The 19,800-nt window shown below is 71.2% G+C and carries 16 protein-coding genes and 1 tRNA gene; 1 reads left to right on the top strand and 16 read right to left on the bottom strand.

Features of this window, described 5'->3' with window-relative positions; all coding sequences use genetic code 11:
- Positions 1–10: 10 nt before the first annotated feature.
- From ACRX5S_RS13730 to ACRX5S_RS13805, 16 genes are all read right to left on the bottom strand, one after another.
- Positions 11–145: an AtpZ/AtpI family protein gene (locus ACRX5S_RS13730; protein ID WP_436773164.1), complete on the bottom strand. Its 135-nt coding sequence runs from the start codon at positions 143–145 to the stop codon at positions 11–13.
- A gap of 235 nt (positions 146–380) precedes the next feature.
- Positions 381–785: a hypothetical protein gene (locus ACRX5S_RS13735; RefSeq protein ID WP_358347629.1), complete on the bottom strand. Its 405-nt coding sequence runs from the start codon at positions 783–785 to the stop codon at positions 381–383.
- Between the two features lie 191 nt (positions 786–976).
- Entirely contained in the window at positions 977–2,296 is a 1,320-nt protein-coding gene (locus ACRX5S_RS13740) for an MraY family glycosyltransferase (RefSeq protein WP_436773165.1), read from the bottom strand.
- Between the two features lie 346 nt (positions 2,297–2,642).
- The gene (gene glyA / locus ACRX5S_RS13745; protein WP_436773166.1) at positions 2,643–3,917 is read right to left on the bottom strand and encodes a serine hydroxymethyltransferase; all 1,275 of its coding nucleotides are present in this window, start codon (positions 3,915–3,917) and stop codon (positions 2,643–2,645) included.
- Between the two features lie 58 nt (positions 3,918–3,975).
- The gene (locus tag ACRX5S_RS13750) at positions 3,976–4,578 is read right to left on the bottom strand and encodes a low molecular weight phosphatase family protein (protein ID WP_436773167.1); all 603 of its coding nucleotides are present in this window, start codon (positions 4,576–4,578) and stop codon (positions 3,976–3,978) included.
- A 23-nt stretch (positions 4,579–4,601) separates the two neighbouring features.
- Entirely contained in the window at positions 4,602–5,249 is a 648-nt protein-coding gene (locus ACRX5S_RS13755) for an L-threonylcarbamoyladenylate synthase (RefSeq protein WP_436773168.1), read from the bottom strand.
- A 64-nt stretch (positions 5,250–5,313) separates the two neighbouring features.
- Positions 5,314–6,159 (bottom strand): peptide chain release factor N(5)-glutamine methyltransferase, encoded by an 846-nt coding sequence (prmC, locus tag ACRX5S_RS13760; protein ID WP_436773169.1) that lies wholly within the window; start codon positions 6,157–6,159, stop codon positions 5,314–5,316.
- Between the two features lie 76 nt (positions 6,160–6,235).
- A complete protein-coding gene (prfA, locus tag ACRX5S_RS13765; protein ID WP_436773170.1) occupies positions 6,236–7,306 on the bottom strand; it encodes a peptide chain release factor 1 in 1,071 nt (356 codons plus the stop codon).
- Positions 7,307–7,571: 265 nt separating this feature from the next.
- Complete coding sequence (gene rpmE / locus ACRX5S_RS13770) at positions 7,572–7,796, bottom strand: 50S ribosomal protein L31 (protein ID WP_436773171.1); 225 nt, start codon at positions 7,794–7,796, stop codon at positions 7,572–7,574.
- 484 nt (positions 7,797–8,280) lie between these two features.
- Positions 8,281–10,398 carry a transcription termination factor Rho gene (gene rho, locus ACRX5S_RS13775; protein WP_436773172.1) on the bottom strand — a complete coding sequence of 706 codons (2,118 nt, stop codon included), beginning with the start codon at positions 10,396–10,398 and terminating at the stop codon, positions 8,281–8,283.
- Between the two features lie 787 nt (positions 10,399–11,185).
- On the bottom strand, positions 11,186–12,100 hold the full coding sequence (thrB, locus tag ACRX5S_RS13780) for a homoserine kinase (RefSeq protein WP_436773173.1): 915 nt from the start codon (positions 12,098–12,100) through the stop codon (positions 11,186–11,188).
- 901 nt (positions 12,101–13,001) lie between these two features.
- Positions 13,002–14,144 (bottom strand): threonine synthase, encoded by a 1,143-nt coding sequence (gene thrC / locus ACRX5S_RS13785; RefSeq protein ID WP_436773174.1) that lies wholly within the window; start codon positions 14,142–14,144, stop codon positions 13,002–13,004.
- On the bottom strand, positions 14,141–15,433 hold the full coding sequence (locus tag ACRX5S_RS13790) for a homoserine dehydrogenase (protein ID WP_436773218.1): 1,293 nt from the start codon (positions 15,431–15,433) through the stop codon (positions 14,141–14,143). The genes thrC and ACRX5S_RS13790 overlap by 4 nt, the downstream gene beginning before the upstream one ends.
- 266 nt (positions 15,434–15,699) lie before the next feature.
- Positions 15,700–17,088: a diaminopimelate decarboxylase gene (gene lysA, locus ACRX5S_RS13795; protein WP_436773175.1), complete on the bottom strand. Its 1,389-nt coding sequence runs from the start codon at positions 17,086–17,088 to the stop codon at positions 15,700–15,702.
- 138 nt (positions 17,089–17,226) lie between these two features.
- Positions 17,227–18,894 (bottom strand): arginine--tRNA ligase, encoded by a 1,668-nt coding sequence (gene argS, locus ACRX5S_RS13800; protein WP_436773176.1) that lies wholly within the window; start codon positions 18,892–18,894, stop codon positions 17,227–17,229.
- A 168-nt stretch (positions 18,895–19,062) separates the two neighbouring features.
- Positions 19,063–19,419: a response regulator gene (locus ACRX5S_RS13805; RefSeq protein ID WP_436773177.1), complete on the bottom strand. Its 357-nt coding sequence runs from the start codon at positions 19,417–19,419 to the stop codon at positions 19,063–19,065.
- Positions 19,420–19,613: 194 nt separating this feature from the next.
- On the opposite strand from ACRX5S_RS13805, the gene ACRX5S_RS13810 reads away from it, so the two are divergent.
- A tRNA-Arg gene (locus ACRX5S_RS13810) sits at positions 19,614–19,685 on the top strand.
- The last annotated feature ends 115 nt before the right edge of the window (positions 19,686–19,800 follow it).

Consider the following 19,800-nt stretch of genomic DNA (forward strand, 5'->3'; position numbering starts at 1 on the left):
CAAGGCCCGGTCAGGACCTGCCGTGGCGGACATACACAAGAACCAGGGCCAGAGCGACTCCGACGATCACGCCGATCGGCAGGAACAGCGTGGAGTGTCCCGTCCACCGGTCGATCAGCCAGCCCAGCCCCCCGTAGAAGGCCATCCCGCCAAGGATGTAGCTGATGCTCGACCATGTGGCATCGGTCAGACCGCCGTCCTTCGGTCCCCTGTCCCGGGAACTTTCCGGACCGCTCGATCGTCCACTCTCGCTCATGACGCACCGGACGATAGCAGGAGGCCCTTGGGGTTACCGCACCCGGGCCGTCGATCTTGGACAGCACCCTGGACCAGCCCTGGGACGGGACGATGAACGCGGGGCGAACGCGCCGTGTCATACGTCATCGCTTCCCGTCCGGTTCGACGTACGCGATCTTCAGTTTGCTGAAGACGCGGACCTGCGCGGCGATCCACACGAGGGTCGCGGCCAGGATCACCAGGGCGAAGACCTTGGTGTCGAACCAGGTGGCGTCGGCGAAGGCGAACAGCAGGATCGCCACTCCGCCGACCTGTGCGAGGTAGGTCAGCATCGCCATGTTCATGATCATGAACGGGTTGCCGTTGGTGATCTTCCCGATGGCGATCTGGCCGAGCGAGAAGAAGACGAGGACCACGGCGGACGCGAACGCGGCGCCGATCAGCCCCTCGGTTCCGGCGACAATCGTGCCCACGATCATCGCGACGATCGCGACGGCGGCCGTGGGGATGGCCGAGCCGCGCAGAAGCCGTGCGTCATTGGCCTGCATGTCGGTGTCTCCGGCAAGAGTCGGGAGTGCTGGGATCTCACCAGGACGGCCTGGGCTCGACGTGCCCCGGACTTGCGATGTTCAGCGGGGGTCTGAGCTTGACTCCCGTGTGTCCATCGGCCCTTATCCCTGGTTCGTGAACGCTATCACAAACTATTTGAGCAGAGCTTTACCCAGCCCTGTGCCCAACCTCACAGCGGTCCCCTCTGGGCCCGTGAGCCGCTTCGCGCTACCGGGCGCGTGGCCGATTCCGGTCCGTGCCAAGGCTGTTCGCCGGATGCGTCGGTGGCGAGGAGGGGATCGTGAGCTATGTCCTGCTCTCCCCCGGCGGCCCTCCGACGGCCTCGGCCACGGTAGCGGGGCGGGACCACTGCGTACAACCAGCGGGGCACGTGCGGGCGGAACCACGGGAGCAGCAGCACGATCAGGCCGAAGGCCATGAAGCCCAGGCCCGCGTACACGATGGGGCGGCGGGCCGGGCGTACCGAGATGAGCACGGTGAACGACGCGATCAGGCCCGACCAGAAGTACATGATCATGACGGCCCGGCTGTGCGAGTGGCCGATTTCCAGCAGCCGGTGGTGCAGGTGGCCCTTGTCCGCGGCGAACGGCGACTGCCCCGCCCAGCCGCGCCGCGTGACGGCCATCACCAGGTCGATCAGCGGCACGATCAGCACCGCGAACGGCAGCACCAGCGGAATGTAGACAGGCACCAACTTGTGCGTCGCGAACGTCTGGGATCCACTTTGCGCGGAGATCACATCGGGATCGAGACGACCGGTCAGCGTGATCGCGGCCGCGGCGAGCATCAGGCCGATCAGCATCGAGCCCGAGTCGCCCATGAAGATGCGCGCGGGGTGCAGGTTGTGCGGCAGGAAGCCCGCGCACACGCCGATCAGCAGCGCGGTGAACATCGTGGGCGCGGCGGCGCCGTCGATGCCGTAGCCGAACCAGAGGCGGTAGGCGTACGCGAAGAACGCCAGGCCCGCGATGCACACCATCCCGGCCGCGAGGCCGTCGAGCCCGTCGACGAAGTTCACCGCGTTGATGGTGATCACGACGACCGCGATTGTCAGGATCGCGCCCTGCGTCGGGCTCAGGCTGTAGGTGCCGTGGCCGGGGATCGGCAGCCACAGGATGACGATGCCCTGCCACACCATGACGCCCGCGGCGAGGGCCTGGCCCAGCAGCTTGATGACGGCGTCGACGCCCCACTTGTCGTCGATGACGCCCAGCAGGCAGATCAGCGCGCAGCCGGACAGCAGCGCCTGCACGTCGGTCGAGTCGGTGAACACGACTTCCATGCCGGGGAGCTGACGGGCGATCAGCAGCCCGGCGCACAGGCCGCCGAACATCGCCATGCCGCCGAGGCGGGGGGTCGGCTCCTTGTGGACGTCGCGCGCGCGGATCTCGGGCATCGCCCCGGCGGCGATCGCGAAGCGTCGTACGGCGCCGGTGAGCAGGTACGTGACTGCTGCCGAGACGAACAGCGTCAGCAGGTACTCGCGCAAGACTCAGCCACCGTCCCCGGACTCTGCATTTCGCCGCACACGCAGCACACTAGAGGTCATCGACTTCCCGGCGGGAAACGATCGCACAGTGGACACCCTGCGGGCCACCGGCACCGCGCGCCCCGGACGCCACTTCCGCCTCTGTGCGCTCTGCGCTCACGATAGAACCACCGTTCCGGCACTCGCCCTTCAGGGGACCCATTGCTCCGTCAGGGGCACACCGCCCCTACGGACCAATCCGGCGCGACGGCACAGCGGCGGAGGAAGCATCCGACACAGGGACAGACGCTGCCAGGCGTCCGGCCGGTTCACCGGAACTGAGCCACGGTCCGGGCCACGGTCCGGGTCACCGTTCGGGGTACGCGGGATGCGTCGCGACGAGGTCCGCGACCGCCGCCGCGATGTCCCGCGCGGCGCTGCCGTCGGTGTCGCGCACCGCCCGTCCGACCAGCGTCGCGATCTCCTTCATGTCACCCTCCGTCATCCCCTGCGTGGTCACCGCGGGGGTGCCGACCCGGACGCCCGAGGCGATCATCGGCTTGGCCGGGTCGAACGGGATGGCGTTCTTGTTGAGGGTGATCCCGGCCCGCTCGCAGCGGGTCTCGGCGTCCCGCCCGCTGACTCCCAGACCGCGCAGGTCGAGCAGCGCGAGGTGGGTGTCGGTGCCGCCGGACACCGCGCGCATCCCCTCGGCCTCCAGGCCCGTGGCGAGGGCCTGCGCGTTGGCCACGACTTGGCGTGCGTACGACGCGAAAGCCGGTTGGGCGGCCTCGCGCAGAGCGACCGCCTTAGCCGCTACGGCGTGCATGAGCGGGCCGCCCTGACAGAAGGGGAAAACCGCTTTGTCGATTCGGTCGGCCAACTCCTCGCGGCACAGGATCATGCCGCCGCGCGGGCCGCGCAGGACCTTGTGCGTCGTACAAGTGACGACATCGGCGTACGGAACGGGCGACGGGACCGCGCCTCCGGCCACCAGACCGATGAAGTGTGCGGCGTCGACGACCAGATAGGCGTCCACTTCGTCGGCGATTTCTCGAAAGAGCGCGAAGTCGACAAGTCGCGGATAGGCCGTCGCACCGCAGATCAGCATCTTCGGCCGGTGGCGCAGCGCCAGGTCCCTGACCTGGTCGTAGTCGATCGTTTCGGCCTTTTCGCGCACACCGTAGGCGACCGTGCTGAACCACCTGCCGGAGAAGTTCACGCGTGACCCGTGGGTGAGGTGGCCGCCGTGCGGCAGCGACATCGCGAGCACCGTGTCGCCCGGGACGAGGAGGGCCGCGTACGCCGCCAGGTTCGCCGACGCGCCCGAGTGCGGCTGGAGGTTGGCGTGCTCGGCGCCGAACAGCTCGCGGGCCCGGCGCAGCCCGATCTCCTCCGCGCGGTCGACCTCCGCGCAGCCGCCGTAGTAGCGCCTCCCGGGATACCCCTCGGCGTACTTGTTCGACAGCGTGCTGCCCAGCACGGCGAGCACAGCGGGTGACGTGAAGTTCTCGCTCGCGATGAGCTGGAGTCCCGCCCGCTGGCGCGCCAGCTCGCCCAGGACCACGTCGGCGATGTCGGGGTCGGTCCTCTGGAGCAGCGGGAAGTCCGGGCCCCAGAAGGGGACGTCGGTCGTGCCCATGGCACAACTCCTTTTGACGGAGGGAGGCACCCTCCACTGTAGGTCGGAGAGACCTACATCACATCCCTGTCCGCGCCGTCAGCGCGGTCAACATGGGGTCGATCGCGGTGTTGATCTCGGACGCGCAGGCCCGGAAGACGTTCAGCGGCGAACCGTAGGGGTCCGCGACCTCGTCCCACTCCGGGCCGGGGGCGGCCATCCGGCCGCGCAGAGCGGCGGCGGCCCGGACCAGGAAGCGGCCCCGCTCGACCAGGTCCCCGTCGGGCACCGCGGAGTGCTCCAGGACGGCGACCAGACGGGTGAACTCCTTGAGCGTGAAGGTGCGCAGGCCGGACGCGTGCCCCATGGACACCACGTGCGCGCGGTGGTCCAGGGTCGCGGTGAGCACGAGGTCCGCCTCCGCAACGTGCTCGTCCTGGAGCTCGCGCCCCTTGAAATCCCCCGGGTCGCCGCCGAACTCGCGTACCACCTCGGCGGCGAACGGCTCCATCGAGGCGCCCTCGTGGCCCCAGGTGCCGGCGCTCGCCACCTCGATGCGGTCGCACTCGTACGAGGCCAGCCGCCGCGACAGGCCCAGCCGCGCCAGCCGCTCCGCGATGGGGGAGCGGCAGATGCTGCCCGTACAGACGAACAGGATGCGGAACGGGCCCGCACCTGCCATCACGGGCCCGGGTGGGGGCGGCGTCAATTGACGCCCTCCAAATCGGGCACGACTTCGCGCAGGGTCTCCAGGGACAGCGCGCCCTCGCGGAGCAGGCGCGGGCGGCCGGCGGTCAGGTCGATGATCGAGGACGGCACGGTCGCCGGGCACGTGCCGCCGTCGAGATAGACCGAGACGGACTCGCCGAGCTGGTCCACCGCCTGGTCGACGGTCGTCGCGGGCGGGTTGCCGGAGCGGTTGGCGCTGCTGACCGCCATCGGGCCGGTCTCGTTCAGCAGTTCGATCGCGACGGGGTGCAGCGGCATCCGCACGGCCACGGTGCCGCGCGTCTCGCCGAGGTCCCACTGCAACGAGGGCTGGTGGAACGCGACGATGGTCAGCGCCCCCGGCCAGAAGGCGTCGACCAGCTCCCAGCCCAGCTCGGGGAAGCCCGTCACCAGCCCGTGCAGGGTGGTGGGAGAACCGACCAGCACGGGCGAGGGCATGTTGCGGCCGCGCCCCTTCGCGTCCAGAAGCGCCTTGACGGCGTGCGGGGAGAACGCGTCGCCGCCGATGCCGTACAGCGTGTCGGTGGGCATGACCACCAGCTCGCCCCGCTTCACGGCACTGGCCGCCTCGCGCAGCCCCAGCCCGCGGTCCAGCGTGTCGGAGCAGTCGTAGCGTCGGCTCATCGGGCCCGTCCCTCCAGACTGTGCCGGCCCGGGGCGCTTCCCCGGACCCCCGGACCCCCGGCCGTCACGCGCCCTCTTTCCGGGCCGTGGTGAACCGCGGGCGGTTGTTGAGGTCGCGGTGGTCGGCGGCGTCGACCCAGCCGGATTCCTCGTTGAAGATCCACGGCACGGTGCCGCCCTGGGTGTCCGCGTGCTCGACCACCACGACGCCCCCCGGCCGCAGCAGGCGGTACGCGGTGCGCGACAGCCCGCGGATCACGTCCAGGCCGTCCTGGCCGGAGAACAGCGCCATCTCGGGGTCGTGGTCGCGGGCCTCCGGGGCGACGTTCTCCCACTCCTCCAGCGGAATGTACGGCGGATTGCTGATCACCAGGTCGACCGTCCCGCTGAGCTGCGGCAACGCCGCGAGCGCGTCGCCCTGGTGCAGGTTCACGCGCGACCCGGCGGCGTTGCGCTCGGCGAACGCGAAGGCCCGCTCGTCCAGCTCCACCGCGTGCACCACCGACCGGGGCACCTCCTGCGCCACCGCGAGCGCGATCGCGCCCGACCCGGTGCACAGGTCCACCACCAGCGGCTCGGCGACGTCCATCGCGCGCAGCGCCTCTATGGCCCAGCCCACCACCACCTCGGTCTCCGGGCGCGGCACGAACACTCCCGGCCCCACCTCCAGTTCGAGGTAGCGGAAGAACGCCCGCCCGGTGATGTGCTGCAAGGGCTCCCGCGCCTCGCGGCGCGCCACCGCCTCCCAGAACCGCGCGTCGAAGTCCCCGTCGCCGACGGTGTGCAACTCGCCCCGCTTGACGCCGTGCACGTACGCGGCAAGCTCCTCGGCGTCGAAGCGCGGCGAGGGCACGCCCGCGTCGGCCAGTCGCAGGGTGGCCTGGGCCACCTCGGCGAGCAGCAGGTTCATCTTTCTCCGTCCGCAGTCCCGTGTGCACGGGGGAAGCCGTAGAGGCGTGGATGTGGGCCGCCGACGCGCCGCCGGCTCAGCCGCTGTGTGCCAGTCTGGCGGCCATGTCGGCGTCGACGCACGCTTGCACCACCGCGTCGAGGTCGCCGTCGAGCACCTGGTCCAGGTTGTACGCCTTGTAGCCCACCCGGTGGTCGGAAATCCGGTTCTCCGGGAAGTTGTACGTGCGGATGCGCTCGGACCGGTCGACGGTTCGCACCTGGCTTCGGCGCGCGTCCGCGGCCTCCTTCTCGGCCTCCTCCTGCGCCGCGGCCAGCAGCCGCGATCGCAGGATACGCATTGCCTGCTCCTTGTTCTGCAACTGGCTCTTCTCGTTCTGGCAGGACGCCACCACGCCGGTGGGCAGGTGCGTGATGCGGACCGCCGAGTCGGTGGTGTTGACCGACTGGCCTCCCGGGCCGGACGAGCGGTAGACGTCGATGCGCAGGTCGTTGGGGCTGATCTCGACGTCGACGTCCTCGGCCTCGGGCAGCACCAGCACGCCCGCGGCCGAGGTGTGGATGCGGCCCTGCGACTCGGTCGCGGGCACCCTCTGCACGCGGTGCACGCCGCCCTCGAACTTCAGCTTCGCGAACACGCCCTCGCCGGGTGCCGGGCTGCCCTTGGCCTTCACGGCGACCGAGACGTCCTTGTAGCCGCCGAGGTCGGATTCGTTGGCGTCGATGACCTCGGTCTTCCAGCCCGCGCGCTCGGCGTAGCGCAGGTACATGCGCAGCAGGTCGCCGGCGAACAGCGCGGACTCGTCGCCGCCCTCGCCCGCCTTGATCTCCAGGATCACGTCCTTGTCGTCCGCGGGGTCGCGCGGCACGAGGAGGTGGCGCAGCTTCTCGGCGAGTTCCTCGCGGCGCTGCTCCTGCTCGTCCGCCTCGGCGGCGAAGTCGGGGTCCTCGGCGGCGAGTTCGCGGGCGGTGGCGATGTCGTCGCCGGCCTGCACCCACGAGCGGTAGGTGTCGACGATGGGGCTCAGCTCGGCGTACCGCCGCCCGAGGTTGCGCGCCCGCGCCTGGTCGGCGTGGACCTGCGGGTCGGCGAGACGGCGCTCCAGATCGGCGTGCTCGGCGAGCAGTTCGTCCATCGCCTCGAACACAAGGGCTCCTGTCAGTGGACCGCGGCGGGTCAGCGTGCGGATGGGCCGGAAACGACGGGGTGCGGGAGGACGCGCGGATCGGCGCGCGGGACCGGGGCGGTGACGGCGTGCGAAACGGCGCGTGCCGGACGACGCGGGGCCGGACGGCGTGCACGGAGGACGTGCGCGGGACGCCGGGCGCGAAAGGCGCGGACAAACGAACGACGCCGGAGGGAGTGTGCGGAGCTCGGTCGAGCCCCGCGCACCCCTCCGGCGTCGAAGGTCGCTACTTGCTGCCCGCGCCGGGGCCCTTGCCGAAGCGCTTCTCGAAGCGGGCGACGCGGCCGCCGGTGTCGAGGATCTTCTGCTTGCCCGTGTAGAACGGGTGGCACTGCGAGCACACGTCGGCGTTGATCTTGCCGCTCGTGGCGGTGCTGCGGGTGGTGAACGTGGCACCGCAGGTGCAAGAGACGACGGTCTCCACGTACTCCGGGTGGATCTCGGGCTTCACAGGGGTCTCCTTGACGAATCGGGAGGGCACCGGGTCGCCACCGTCAGGAAGGGGCGGACGTGAACCGGGGCCGACATACCAGTGTGCCAGCAGCGGGCGGTACGACCAAAATCGGGTGCCCCGCACACGATTGCGCCGTCGACTGCGCAGTCGCTTGAGCAGTGACTTGGGCGGTCGATCGGGCGGTCGATCGGGCACCCGGTGGGGCGCCCGTCCCGCCTTCCGGTACGCGCCGCGCACACGCGGAGGGCCCCGCCGCCGCGCGGGGCGGTCGGCGGGGCCCTCCGTCGTGACGGTGGTTCCCGGGAACCGCCGTCACGACGGAGGACCCCGCCGACCGCCTCGCGCGGCGGCGGGGCCCTCCGTCGTGACGGTGGTTCCCGGGAACCGCCGTCACGACGGAGGGCCCCGCCGCCGCGCGAGGCGGTCGGCGGGGCCCTCCGTCGTGACGGCGGTTCCCGGGAACCGGCCGACGGACGGACCGTCAGTCGTTCGGCATCGGGGTCGTCTTCTGGATCTGCATGAGGAACTCGGCGTTGCTCTTCGTCTTCTTCATCTTGTCCTGGAGGAGCTCGATCGCCTGCTGCTGCTCCAGCGCGTGCAGCACGCGGCGCAGCTTCCACACGATCGCCAGTTCCTCCGGCGCCATCAGGATCTCCTCCTTGCGGGTGCCGGACGCGTCCACGTCCACCGCGGGGAAGATCCGCTTGTCGGCGAGCTTGCGGTCGAGCTTGAGCTCCATGTTGCCGGTGCCCTTGAACTCCTCGAAGATCACCTCGTCCATGCGCGAGCCGGTCTCGACCAGCGCGGTCGCGAGGATGGTCAGCGAGCCGCCGTTCTCGATGTTGCGCGCGGCGCCGAAGAAGCGCTTCGGCGGGTAGAGCGCGGTCGAGTCGACACCACCGGACAGGATGCGGCCCGACGCGGGCGCCGCGAGGTTGTACGCGCGGCCCAGACGGGTGATCGAGTCCAGCAGCACGACGACGTCGTGGCCCAGTTCGACGAGGCGCTTGGCCCGCTCGATGGCGAGCTCGGCGACGATCGTGTGGTCCTCGGCCGGCCGGTCGAAGGTCGAGGAGATGACCTCGCCCTTGACCGAGCGCTGCATGTCGGTGACCTCTTCGGGCCGCTCGTCGACGAGGACGACCATGAGGTGGCACTCGGGGTTGTTGTGCGTGATCGCGTTGGCGATCGACTGGAGCACCATCGTCTTTCCGGCCTTCGGCGGCGAGACGATGAGGCCGCGCTGGCCCTTGCCGATCGGCGCGACCAGGTCGATGATCCGGGTCGTCAGGATGTTCGGCTCGGTCTCCAGGCGCAGGCGCTCCTGCGGGTACAGCGGCGTCAGCTTGGTGAAGTCCGGGCGCTGGCGGGCGTGCTCGGGCTCGGAACCGTTGACGGTGTCGAGCCGGACGAGCGCGTTGAACTTCTCGCGGCGCTCGCCGTCGCGCGGCTGGCGCACCGCGCCGACGATGGCGTCGCCCTTGCGGAGGCCGTTCTTGCGGACCTGGGCGAGGGAGACGTACACGTCGTTCGGGCCCGGCAGGTAACCGGAGGTCCGGACGAAGGCGTAGTTGTCGAGGATGTCGAGGATGCCCGCGACCGGGATCAGCACGTCGTCCTCGGCGACCACGGGCTCGTTCGCCTCGAAGCCGTCGCGGCCGCGGCGCCGGTTGCGGTCGCGGTAGCGGCCACGACGACGGCGACCGCCGCCCTCGAAGTCGTCGTCGTCCTGTGCGCCCAGGTTCTCGCCGCGGTTGTCGCCGCGGTTGTCGCCGCGCTCGGCGTTGCCGGCCCGCTCGCCGCGCTCCCCGCGGTTGCCGCGCTCGGCACGGCCGGCACGCTCACCGCGCTCGGCACGCTCGCCGCGTTCGGCGCGCTCACCGCGCTGGGCGTCGCCGTCACCGCCCCGCTCGCGACGACCCTGGCCGCGCTCGCGGCGGTCGCGGCGGCTCTCGCGCTCGCCGCCCTCGCCGCGTCCGCCACCCGCCTGGGTGTCGTCGGCGGACGCCTCGGCGTCCTTGTCGGCGGCGGCACGGCGGCCCTTGGCGGGCTGCTGCTCGTCCTCGGCGGCCTCGGCGCGGCGCGAGCGCGTGGTGGGCGCGCCCTCGTTCGCGGACTGGCCGGGGATGTCGATCGACTGCTGCGCGACGTCGGTCACGCCGCGGCGGGCGGCCCGGCGGGTACGCGCGGGCGCCTCGGCCTCGGCGGCCGGCGCGGATTCCGCGGCGGGCGCGGACTCGGCGGCGGCCGGAGCCTCCTTGGCGGGGGCCTCGGCGGGCGCGGCGGGCGCCTCGGCGGCGGCCTTCGCGGCCCGCGTGCCGCGCGAGGCGGCGGCCGGTGCGGGGGCGGCCTCGGCGGACGACGGCTGCTCGCCGCCGCCCTGCTTGGCCTGGATGGCCTCGATGAGCTGGCTCTTGCGCATCCGGCCGGTCCCGCTGATCCCGAGACCGGCGGCGACCTGCTGCAACTCCGCCAGCACCATGCCGTTCAGGCCGCCGCCGGCGGCGCGGCGGCGCCGCGGGGCGGCGGCGGTGGCGTCACTGGCGGCGGCCCCGGCCTGGTCTGCGGCCTGGTCCATGAGATCGGTGGTGTCGCTCACGAAGGGTCCTTCCCTGGAGCGGGCGTCGGCCTTGATACGGCGCGGCGACCGGTTGTGCTGTCCGGCCCGGGTCCCGGGCCCTGGTGGTCCGGGTACGGATCCGGTGCGGTGGTCCGCCTTGCGGCGGGAATCGTCGAAACTGCGTCCGGCGCGGTCGGGATCGGGCTCACGATCATCTGCGGGGAGTTAGTCCTCGGGGCCCCGGGAATTCTCGCGGTACGGCGTCGGGGGGACGCCGATCGGTTTCGGGGAGCCACGTTTCGTCACGAGGGACAGGCAGGAGGGGGAGCTCCCGTAGGACCGTGGCCACGGAAAACGAAACCGGGCACCGAACTGGCCCGGCCCGATGAGGGCTGGACTCCTGGTGCGGTGGTGACATTAACACTACCGGACCCACACAACATTCCCCCACCCCGTGGCGCCTCCGAGTCGGTGTGTCGGCCATTTGGACAGACCCGCCAAAGCAATTCCGGCCGAAGCCGGGCCGCCCTGGGCGGCGGGCCATTCCGGCCGAACAACCCGCAGGCGAACCGCGTCGCGGGTACGGCACCCTTGCCAACGAGCAACCATCTCGTGGGTTACCCGCGGGGTAACCCGGGTGGATATCCGCACAGTTTCTCGAAGTGGATCTCCGTGTGGATCTCCGCGCGGGCGGCCGTCCCGGGCACCGGTGGACCAGTCCACCGGGTGCCCCACCGACATGCCTACCCGGCCGCCGACAGCCGTACGCCCAACCGTGTGCACGGCCGTCCCCGCGGCCGTACCCGCAGTGCTGCCACACGAGTTGCTACCCGAGCGGGAGGACGCCGGCCCCCTCCGCATCGACGTCCAGCCGGGTCGCGACCCAGCCGGAGTCGGCGGCGCCGATGACCTCGTCCACCCTTTCGGCGGTCACCAGGGCGAGCACCGTGGGGCCTGCCCCGGAGATCACGGCGGCGTGTCCCTGACCTCGAAGTTTACCGACCAGCTCGGCGCTGTGGGGCATCGCGGGCGAGCGGTAGTCCTGGTGCAGCCGGTCCTCGGTGGCGGGGAGCAGGAGGTCCGGACGGGTGGTGAGCGCGGTCACCAGAAGGGCGGCACGGCCCGCGTTGATCGCGGCCTCGGCGTGCGGCACCTGGGCGGGCAGCAGCCCGCGGGCGACCTCGGTGGACAGCGGGGTGGACGGCACGAAAACGACGGGCGCTATGTCGGCGTGCGGCAGGGCGCGTACCGCGTGCGGACCGTCCTCGTCGGTCCACGCGGTGGTGAAGCCGCCGTACAGGCAGGCCGCGACATTGTCCGGATGGCCTTCGAGCGCGGACGCGACGCCGAGCGCGGCGGCGTCGTCCAGGCGCTCGGCCCCGCCTATGGTCAGCGCCCGGGCGGCGATGACGCCCGCGCAGATGGCGGCGGCCGACGAACCGAGGCCGCGGCCGTGCGGGATGCGGTTGGCGCACACCACTTCGAGCCCGGCGGGGCGTCCGCCGAGGGCTTCGAAGGTGGCGTGCAGGGCGCGTACGACAAGGTGGTTCTCGTCGCGCGACAGATTGTCGGCGCCCTCGCCCGCGATGTCGATCGAGAGCCCTCGGTCGGCGATGCGGACGACGACGTCGTCGTAGAGGCCGAGGGCGAGCCCGAAGGCGTCGAAACCGGGGCCGAGGTTGGCACTCGTCGCGGGAACACGCACCCGGACGGGGGCGGCGCGGAAAGCAGGACCGGCCATCAGGTGTGGACACTCCTCCTCGTGGGGTCCCGGCAGACGCCTCGAAGGACACGGTGAATGGTGGGCCGCGTCCGGCACTGGGGGATCGGCACTGGGGACGGCGGATACGACGGGCGCGGACCGTACGGACGGTCGCAAAGCCGCGTCAGGGGTTCAGCGTAGCGAAAGGACGTTTGCCTGCGGCACGCCGCGCCCACGCGATTTCCCGGATTTCCCACCCGGCACCCATCTCGACGCGGCGGCAGAGCGGCAGGTCAGGGCTTCTCCGGGACTGGGCACGAGGTCGCAAGGACGTGTCCCGCCACCCGCACGCCCGCCCCGCACGAGACCTGCGGACCTCCCGCAACCGGGCGCCCGGGAAGGAATGAGCCCGCGGTCACGGCGCACAGTCCCGCACAGGACCTGCACTCTTCCCCAACCGGGAGCCCGCGGTTACCGCACACACTCCCGCCACGCCTGCGCCCTCGCGCGGTGGTCACCAGGCAGGGCGGGCCCCGCGAGTTCGCAGGGAGTCACGGCCGCCTCGTCCACGGCAACCGCAGCCTCCCGACCTTCCCGTCCGCCTCCTTGGGGGGGGGGGGGGGGGGGGGGGNGCGGTGGTCACCAGGCAGGGCGGGCCCCGCGAGTTCGCAGGGAGTCACGGCCGCCTCGTCCACGGCAACCGCAGCCTCCCGACCTTCCCGTCCGCCTCCTTGGGAGGGCGACGCGTGTGCGCGTCGCCCTCCCAAGGTCAGGTGCGGGGGGTGCTTTCCGGCCATCGCCGTTCCGCGGTTCGCGCGGGGCGGTGTCGGCCGGGGCCGCCTCGCCGGTCGCCGCAGGTGTCAGGCGTCACGCGTCGAGGCCGAACTCTGCCGCCGCGGCGCATGTCGGCCGGACGCCGCCTCGCCGATCGCCCGAGGCGTCAGGCGTCGAGGCCGAGCTGTGCCGCCGCGGCTCCCGCGTCGACCGGGACGACGATCGGCTTCGGGGCGCCCGCGACCGCCCAGTCCGGGTCCTTGAGGCCGTTGCCGGTCACCGTGCAGACGATGCGCTGCCCGGGGTCGACCAGCCCGAGCTCCGCGGCCTTGAGCAGGCCCGCGACGCTCGCGGCCGACGAGGGCTCCACGAAGACGCCCTCCTGCGAGGCCAACAGCCGGTACGCAGACAGGATTTGACGGTCCGTCACCGAATCGATGTGGCCGCCGGACTCGTCGCGCGCGGCGAGCGCGAAGTCCCACGAGGCCGGGTTGCCGATGCGGATCGCGGTCGCGATCGTCTGCGGCGAGGTGACCGGCGCGCCGTTCACGATCGGCGCCGAACCGGCCGCCTGGTAGCCCCACATGCGCGGACGACGGGCCGCGAGGCCGTCCTTCGCGTACTCCTGGTACCCGCGCCAATAGGCGGTGATGTTGCCGGCGTTGCCCACCGGCAGCACGTGGATGTCCGGCGCGTCGCCGAGCATGTCGACGATCTCGAACGCCGCCGTCTTCTGCCCCTCGATGCGCACCGGGTTGACCGAATTCACCAGTGCCACCGGGTACTTGTCGGCGAGATCGCGCGCCAGCGTGAGGCAGTCGTCGAAGTTGCCGTCCACCTGGAGGATGCGCGCGCCGTGCACGAGCGCCTGGCCCATCTTGCCCAGCGCGATCTTGCCGGACGGCACCAGCACCGCGCAGACCATGCCCGCCCGCACCGCGTACGCCGCCGCCGACGCGCTCGTGTTGCCGGTCGACGCGCAGATGACCGCCCGCGCGCCCTCCTCCTTGGCCCGCGAGATCGCCATCGTCATGCCGCGGTCCTTGAAGGACCCGGTCGGGTTGGCGCCCTCGACCTTGAGATGCACCTCACAGCCCGTGCGCTCGGAGAGCACCTGGGCCGGCACGAGCGGCGTGCCGCCCTCGCGAAGGGTGACGACGGGGGTCGACGCGGACACCGGGAGGCGGTCCCGGTACTCCTCGATGACACCCCGCCACTGACGGGTCTGTCCGGCGCGTACGGTCCCGTTCTGGGCGCCGATCTCGGTCCCCGGGTTCACCGCGTTGTCCACCGCGCTCACGGTCGTCATTCCCCTTCCACCCGCATGATGCCGGCGATGTCACGGACGATGTCGAGTCCGCGCAGTTCGGTGACGGTCGCCGAGAGGGCGGCGTCGGTCGCACTGTGCGTGACGATGACGAGTGTCGCATCACCGTCGCGGCCCTGCTGCCGGACGGTGTCGATCGACACATCGTGCTTGGCGAACACGGCCGCGACCTGGGCCAGCACGCCGGGTTTGTCCGCGACGTCGAGGTTCAGGTGGTAGCGGGTGACCGCCTGCCCGACGGGCCGGACCACGAGGTTGGCGTACGCCGACTCCCCCGGCCCCGTGGTCTCGGAAAGCTTGTTGCGGCACACGGCCACCAGGTCGCCGAGCACCGCGCTCGCGGTCGGCGCGCCGCCCGCGCCCGGGCCGTAGAACATCAGGCTGCCGGCCGCCTCGGACTCCACGAACACCGCGTTGTACGCCTCGCGTACCGACGCGAGCGGGTGCGACCTCGGGATCATCGCCGGGTGCACGCGCGCGCTGACGGACGTGCCGTCGGCGCTGCGCTCGCAGATCGCGAGCAGCTTGACCACGCTGTCCATGCTCTTGGCACTCGCCACGTCGGCCGCGGTCACCTCGGTGATGCCCTCGCGGTAGACGTCCGCGGCGGTCACCCGGGTGTGGAAGGCCAGCCCGGCAAGGATCGCGGCCTTCGCGGCGGCGTCGAAGCCCTCGATGTCCGCGGTGGGGTCCGCCTCGGCGTACCCGAGCTGGGTGGCCTCGTCGAGCGCCTCGGCGAAGCCCGCGCCGGTGGAGTCCATGCGGTCGAGGATGAAGTTGGTCGTGCCGTTGACGATGCCCAGCACGCGGTTGACCTTGTCGCCCGCGAGGGATTCGCGCAGCGGGCGGAGCAGCGGGATCGCGCCCGCGACGGACGCCTCGTAGTAGAGGTCGACGCCGTACTTGGCGGCGGCCGCGTGCAGCGTCGCGCCGTCCTCGGCGAGCAGCGCCTTGTTGGCCGAGACGACCGAGGCGCCGTGCTCCATCGCGGTCAGGATGAGGGTGCGGGCGGGCTCGATGCCGCCGATGACCTCGACGACGACGTCGATGTCGTCGCGTTTGACCAGCGACTCGGCGTCGGTCGTGAACAGCTCGGGGTCGATGCCGGGACGCTCGCGGCCGGCGCGGCGTACGGCGACGCCGGCCAGCTCGACGGGGGCTCCGATGCGGGCGGCGAGGTCCGTCGCGTGCGTCGTCATGATGCGGGCCACTTCGGAACCCACCACACCACAACCGAGCAGCGCCACCTTGAGCGGCTGCGTACGCATCATCCGACCTCGCTTCATCAAGGACTTCTCGTCTATCTCAGGGTGCCTCCGCCGTGCGGGCGGTGCGGCGCCCTTGATCCGGCCAGTCTCGCCGGGATCACCCGCCGATCCCACGCCCGTCCAGGATCCGAGACGGGAATTCTTGTGCGGGACACCCCGGGGTCACGCGAGATTTTCCGGTCCGGCGGGCGTTCCGCGGGGTGCGGCGGCGGCTGGTGTCCGGGGCGGGCCGGGCCATCGGCGGCAGCGGGTGTCCGCCGCGGGCCCGGTCAGCCGACGTCCAGCCTGAGCAGGTCTTCCTCCGTCTCGCGGCGCACGACGACGCGGCCCTGGCCGTCCTTGACCGCGACCACCGCGGGGCGCGTCACGTGGTTGTAGTTGCTCGCCATCGACCGGCAGTAGGCCCCGGTCGCGGGCACCGCCACCAGGTCGCCGGGGGCGAGGTCGGCGGGCAGGTAGGCGTCGCGTACGACGATGTCGCCCGACTCGCAGTGCTTGCCGACGACGCGCGACAGCATCGGCTCGGCGTCGCTGCTGCGGGACACGAGGGCGATGTCGTACTCGGCGTCGTACAGCGCCGTGCGGATGTTGTCGGACATGCCGCCGTCGACGCTGACGTAGGTGCGCAGCCCTTCGAGCGGCTTCACCGTGCCGACCTCGTAGAGCGTGAACGTGCTCGGGCCCGCGATGGCGCGTCCCGGCTCGACCGACAGGCGCGGCACGCGCAGGTTCGCGGCGGCGCACTCGCGCTCGACGATCGCAGTCAACTGCTTGGCGATGTCTGCGGGTTGCTGCGGATCGTCGGCGCTCGTGTACGCGATGCCGAGGCCGCCGCCGAGGTCGATCTCCGGGAGCTCGACGCCGTGCTCGTCGCGGATCGCGGCGAGCAACGCGACGACGCGCCGGGCCGAGACCTCGAAGCCCGCGGTGTCGAAGATCTGCGAGCCGATGTGCGAGTGCAGGCCCAGGAGTTCGAGGGAGCCGAGCTTGAGGACGCGGCGTACCGCCTCGGCGGCCTTGCCGTCGCTCACCGACAGCCCGAACTTCTGGTCCTCGTGTGCTGTCGCGATGAACTCGTGGGTGTGCGCCTCGACTCCTACGGTGACGCGGACCAGGACCTTCTGCGTCACGCCGCGGCGCTCGGCGGCGAAGGCGACGCGGGCGATCTCCTCGTACGAGTCGACGATGATGCGTCCGACGCCCGCCTCGATCGCCCGGTCGATCTCGGCCGCCGACTTGTTGTTGCCGTGGAACGCGATGCGGGCGGGGTCCATGCCCGCGCTCAGCGCCACGGCCAACTCGCCGCCCGAGCACACGTCGAGGTTCAGGCCCTCCTCAGCGATCCACCGCACGAGCGCGCGGCAGAGGAACGCCTTGCCGGCGTAGAACACGTCGGCACCCTCGAACGCGTCCTTCCACGCCCGGCAGCGGGACCGCAGGTCGTCCTCGTCCAGGATGTAGGCGGGGGTGCCGAATTCCCGTGCCAGGTCCCGGACATCGAGACCGGCCACGGTCACGGCGCCGTCATCCGCACGCTTTGTCGTCAGCGACCACACCTTCGGGTCGAGCGCGTTGAGGTCCTCGGGCGCCGGGAGGGCGTGGCCCTCGGGCAGGACGTCGGCATGCCGGGGACCGGCGGGGTGTGCGGACCTGCTCATGGTGCGGATGCTCCCCTGTGCGGTGCTATGTGTTTGCTTCGCTTGCCCGTGCTCGCGCGCCGACCCGGGACCTCTCGGGCCTCTCGGGGCCTCGGGCCTCTCGGGGCCTCGGGGCTTTCGGGACCTCGGGGCTTCGGTTTACAGCCTCTCGGGAGCCGAAACCCCAAGCAGATCAAGGCCGTTCGCAATCGTCGTACGCGTCGCCTCGACCAGCCACAGCCGCGCCCGGTTGAGGTCGGTCGGCTCGTCGTCGCCGTACGGCAGCACGCGGTTGTCGTTGCTGTCGTTGAAGCGGTGGTACGCCCCGGCCAGTTGCTCCAGATAGCGCGCCACGTGGTGCGGCTCGCGCCACTCCGCCGATTTCACGACCACCTGCGGGAACTCGCCGAGGACGCCCAGCAGCGTCGACTCCAGCTCGTGGTTGAGCAGTTCGGGCTTGAAGGCGTCCGCGGAGCCCTTGTCGACCCCGGCCGCCGCCGCGTTCCGCATGATCGAGCAGGTGCGCGCGTGGGCGTACTGCACGTAGTACACCGGGTTCTCGCGCGCGGCGCTCGTCAGCAGGTCGATGTCGAGGGTCAGCGTCGAATCCGTCGAGGACCGTGCCAGCGAATACCGGGCCGCGTCGACACCGATCCACTCCACTACGTCATCAATGGTGATGATGTTGCCGGCCCGCTTCGACATGCGGACCTCCTCACCGCCCCGCAGCATCTTCACGAACTGCCCGATGAGCACCTCGATGTTGTGCTCCGGGTCGTCGCCCGCACACGCCACGATGGCCTTGAGCCGCCCGACGTACCCGTGGTGGTCGGCACCCAGCATGTAGACGCAGACCTCGTTGCCGCGGTCGCGCTTGTCCAGGTAGTAGGCGGCGTCCGACGCGAAGTACGTCGTCTCGCCGTCGCTCTTGATGAGCACCCGGTCCTTGTCGTCCCCGAAATCCGTGGTCCGCAGCCAGATCGCGCCGCCGTCGTCGAACACGTGGCCCTGCGCGCGCAGCCGCTCGATGGCCTTCTCCACGGCGCCGGAGTCGTGCAGGCTCTTCTCCGAGAACCACACGTCGAAGTGCGCGCCGAACTCCTCCATGGACCGCTGGATCTCCGCGACCATGAGCCGCAGGCCGACGGCCGTGAAGACCTTCTTCTGCTCGTCCTCCGGCTTCGTCAGCACATCCGGTTCGGCGGCGACGATGTCCGCGGCGATGTCGTTGATGTACGCGCCGACGTACCCGTCCTCCGGAACCGGACGCCCGTTCGCGGCCGCCATCAGCGAAGCCCCGAACTTGTCGATCTGCACACCGGCGTCGTTGATGTAGTACTCCGTACTCACATCCGCGCCGGCCGCCCGCAGGATCCGCCCCAGCGAGTCGCCGACCGCCGCCCACCGCACGCCGCCGATGTGGATCGGCCCGGTCGGGTTCGCCGACACGAACTCAAGGTTGATCTTGAGCCCGCGCAGCCCCTCCCCGCGCCCGTACGCCGCACCGGCCTCGACGATCGTCCGCGCCAGCGCCCCCGCGCTCGCGGCGTCCAGCGTCACGTTCAAGAACCCGGGACCGGCCACGTCCACCGACGCGACCCCGTCCACCGCCGCCAGCCGCGTCGCCAGGATCCCGGCGACGTCCCGCGGCGGCTTCCCCGCGCGCTTCGCCAGCTGCAACGCCACGTTCGTCGCGTAGTCCCCGTGGTCACGGTTCTTCGATCGCTCGACCGTCACCTGTTCGGGCACCGCAACATCCAGCTCGCCCGCCTCTACAGACGCACGAACCGCCGACAACACAGCCTGGGAAAGTTCTTCGGGGGTCACGGAACCCAAGCCTAAGCGACCTCGTCCCCCCGACGCCCCTCGGTATCCACAGCCTCGCCCCACCATCCCCCGAACGGACGGGCCGACGTACACGCACCCGAGGAGCGAAGCAGTCGCGAACCCCCGCACCGTGAGCAGGTTCTCACTATGGGGCGTCTGCGAGCGAAGTCAACCGAACGACAACCCCCGAACCACCCTTATCAACTGGTCCGGATCGAACGGCTTCGTCAGGTACGCGTCCACCCCGGCCTCCCGGGCCCGCGCGATGTCCGCGCTCTGGGCACACGCACTTATCATCACGATCTTCAGATGCCGGGTCCGCGGATCCGCCCGCAGCCGAGCCGCCGTCCGGATCCCGTCCAGCCGCGGCATCATCACATCCAGAGTCACCAGATCAGGCCGCACATCGTGCACCTTCCCCAGGCACTCCTCACCGTCCACCGCAGTGGAGACCTCGAAGCCCTCCATCTGCAAATTCACGCTGATCAGCCGCCGGATCACCTCGTCGTCGTCCACGACAAGCACCCGCCCGGCCCGAACCCCCGGCCTACCGCCCACCCCAAGACCCTAAGCCGCCGCCCCACCCCGCCGCGCCAAAACCCGACTTCCCACCCCACCTTTAACCCCCCACCCCCTCCGCGCGCCCCACCCCCGCCCCCACACCCCCAAAACCCCGGCGCACCCACCCCGATCAAACTGGTAGTGTTCTCGCACATCGAGCCCCTGTAGCTCAGGGGATAGAGCAACGGCCTCCGGAGCCGTGTGCGCAGGTTCGAATCCTGCCAGGGGCACCCCAAGCTCGATCACCGCCAGCAGCCAAAACCGTGGTTGACCTGGCGGTTTCGCCTTTCCGGCGACGATTCAAGATCCCAGGCGTACGCCACTTCGTGCCGCCCGAAGCAGCCG

This window comes from Yinghuangia sp. YIM S09857, assembly GCF_051388915.1.
In the GTDB taxonomy this organism is placed as follows: Bacteria; Actinomycetota; Actinomycetes; order Streptomycetales; family Streptomycetaceae; genus Yinghuangia.

Excerpts from the sequence above, each read along its gene's own strand:
- ACRX5S_RS13735 (WP_358347629.1), bottom strand. The coding sequence starts at position 785 with ATGCAGGCCAATGACGCACGGCTTCTGCGCGGCTCGGCCATCCCCACG.
- ACRX5S_RS13750 (WP_436773167.1), bottom strand. The coding sequence starts at position 4,578 with ATGGCAGGTGCGGGCCCGTTCCGCATCCTGTTCGTCTGTACGGGCAGC.
- thrC (WP_436773174.1), bottom strand. The coding sequence starts at position 14,144 with ATGACGACCGTGAGCGCGGTGGACAACGCGGTGAACCCGGGGACCGAG.
- thrB (WP_436773173.1), bottom strand. The coding sequence starts at position 12,100 with ATGGCCGGTCCTGCTTTCCGCGCCGCCCCCGTCCGGGTGCGTGTTCCC.
- lysA (WP_436773175.1), bottom strand. The coding sequence starts at position 17,088 with ATGAGCAGGTCCGCACACCCCGCCGGTCCCCGGCATGCCGACGTCCTG.
- glyA (WP_436773166.1), bottom strand. The coding sequence starts at position 3,917 with ATGGGCACGACCGACGTCCCCTTCTGGGGCCCGGACTTCCCGCTGCTC.
- prmC (WP_436773169.1), bottom strand. The coding sequence starts at position 6,159 with ATGAACCTGCTGCTCGCCGAGGTGGCCCAGGCCACCCTGCGACTGGCC.
- ACRX5S_RS13755 (WP_436773168.1), bottom strand. The coding sequence starts at position 5,249 with ATGAGCCGACGCTACGACTGCTCCGACACGCTGGACCGCGGGCTGGGG.
- ACRX5S_RS13790 (WP_436773218.1), bottom strand. The coding sequence starts at position 15,433 with ATGATGCGTACGCAGCCGCTCAAGGTGGCGCTGCTCGGTTGTGGTGTG.
- ACRX5S_RS13730 (WP_436773164.1), bottom strand. The coding sequence starts at position 145 with ATGGCCTTCTACGGGGGGCTGGGCTGGCTGATCGACCGGTGGACGGGA.